This is a genomic window from Halococcus thailandensis JCM 13552 (genome assembly GCF_000336715.1).
In the GTDB taxonomy this organism is placed as follows: Archaea; Halobacteriota; Halobacteria; order Halobacteriales; family Halococcaceae; genus Halococcus; species Halococcus thailandensis.
In genome coordinates this window covers 1-2,319 of the sequence record NZ_AOMF01000110.1, presented here as the reverse complement: position 1 = coordinate 2,319, position 2,319 = coordinate 1, and the positions used below count along the sequence as shown (strand labels likewise).

Sequence of the window (2,319 nt, the reverse complement as noted above, 5' to 3'; positions counted from 1 at the left end):
CGCCAACCAGAGAGATCACGCCTCACCCTGAACAAACGAGTGGCTCACGCCTTCAACACAGAGATGAGACCTTAACCGAACACGGATGGGGGCCATACTGTGAAGAGAACAGCTCCGAAAAAATTCCCGTTGAGTTGTTTAATACACCGTTGTTATTCTCTGCTTCAGCTAATTTCCGTAGTAATTCTGCAGCACTGAAGAAATGCTCTTCCCAGACAGCGATTCGACGTAAGCTTTCCAGTATAATTCTTCGGCCCTCAATCTTCTCTAATCCCTTTCGATCCTGTGGCCCGATATACATCTCAAGTACGTACAATGCCTCCTGTGGCGTGATCTCTGAGAGTGCCTGAAATATTGAACCGATCGCTGAATTAAATCCATATTCTCCGAACCATTCAGTATTCCTCAATACATTTTTTGACCACATTTGAACAGGATCAAATGTGTTCATATATGTAATTCGTCCCGCGAATCTCCACTGCAACTGGTCTGGACAGGATTCTGAAGAGATCAGATACAGAATTCGATTATCCTCTTGAATTTCTTCTCTCATTAGATAAGTTGCCAACGGGATAGTACGCAAAGATAGCGTCTGTTCTTCTCTGAGTATCCCTCTATTTTTTGCGTATTGTAGAACCTCTGAGATTTTACTTTTTGAGTAATCCGATTCTAAATCAAAGGCCTTCATCAACCACTGCCTTTCTTGAGCCGTCTTGGTTCGTGAGTGCTTCCAGTGGACTCTGTCAAAGAACGCAAAAGGAGTTAATATATTTTTTATGTCACGTAAGTCCGGCGCATCTGATTCATTTCCAATTAACAGACGATCGAATACTGTTGAATCGGAAACTTCTACAACGCTTTTCGGATCCTTATCTTCCGTATAGCGCTCTGCTAGTAAAAGAGCCATTTCTGGAAATCCATCAGAAATAGATGCGAATCGATCTATTGCTTGGGCTGATACGTTATTGAATTCGGAATCTAGAATTTTTTTGATTGTGTCTCTGCTCAGATGAGTTATCTCGTCCTGCAGATCTGCAGAAACTCGGTTTGAATCTGTTGAAATCGTAATTAATGACAGGCGATCGTACGATTCATATCTATTTCTGAATTTTCGGTGTTGTGTTCTAGAACAATTGTCAAGTATAATGATCGCGCGGCGCTCTTCATCTACTTCTAGCGTTGTCGCTAGGTTGCTTCCCTCAAAGTTAGTTGCATCAGCATATATCACTCGTGCAGAGAACTGTTCATGATGCACTGCTTCATATACTAAACGAGATTTTCCTAGCCCGCTAGTTCCAGTGATTCTACAGATAGGGCAACCGGAGATATTTCCAAACTCCTCACCTGATTTTTTGAGAAGGGAGCGGATATTCTGTATTGATTCAAATCTATTCTCTGTTTTGATGAATTTATCCGGTATTCGAATCGCTCGACGTTTAGACCATGTTTTAATGTCGATACCGCCTCCCTCACTTGAAGAATATTTATAAACAAGTCCAGGATACCTATTTCCATACTTGACTAACTGATTTATTGCAAATAGCTCTATATCACCATAGTCGCAGTCTTTATCGTTTAGCTGCTCTTTGATTGCCCTGATCCGTTCTTTCCTCTCTTTAGGGGTGAGTTGAGAAAACGTCACATAGACGTAATTCCCCTTCTCTGAAAGAACATTCTTGATATAGGGTTTGATATTTCCCTCTTTATTTAATAGCTCTTTTCTGCAGTCTGATTTTGATGGTTTGCTCCCAGTTTTTATCTGATAGCCTGTTTTCCCTTCTAAAATCACCCCTGAATAGTTCGCTTTCTGAACCTCGATCTCAAAATTATTGTCTACTTCTGCATCAATTCCACCGTCTGGTGTATTTATATTCAGACTTACATGCATTTCCGCTTGTATACCTGCATCTGAAGCAGAAGCCCATATCAGATCGCGAAAGAACTTCACACCGCCTTTTGGCTCAAATGATGTTAAATCCTCGTCAACCAATTCAACGCCTCTCCTCATATCACTTAATCTGGACTGGGAACATAAATCGTTTTTTAGACACTTGTGTGTCAATTCGCAGACGGGCGGTATCGCTAACAAGGCCGATAGCGTCAAGCGGGGTTGTACACGGGATCGCGCTCTCCATTGAGGCAGAGACAAAGAACTACGTCAGCGACGGCGTGCCGCAGAACTCGGACGGGGGGACGTCGAGCTTCAAGGACTCGATCTGCGCCAAGAGGGGGCGGTGGCGCAGAAGTCCTCACAAGGAATGCGGTAGGATGGACTTGATGTGTCTACGACCAAGTCCGTCCTACCGGGTAACGCGACGG

At 43.3% G+C, this 2,319-nt stretch carries 1 protein-coding gene; it reads right to left on the bottom strand.

What is annotated here, in order from left to right; translation table 11 throughout:
* Positions 1-52 precede the first annotated feature (52 nt).
* Positions 53-2,008: a hypothetical protein gene (locus C451_RS21890; RefSeq protein WP_152420420.1), complete on the bottom strand. Its 1,956-nt coding sequence runs from the start codon at positions 2,006-2,008 to the stop codon at positions 53-55.
* Between the last annotated feature and the right edge of the window lie 311 nt (positions 2,009-2,319).

What these genes read in the sequence shown, in the direction of transcription:
- C451_RS21890 (WP_152420420.1), bottom strand. Translation starts at nt 2,008, where the DNA reads ATGAGGAGAGGCGTTGAATTGGTTGACGAGGATTTAACATCATTTGAG.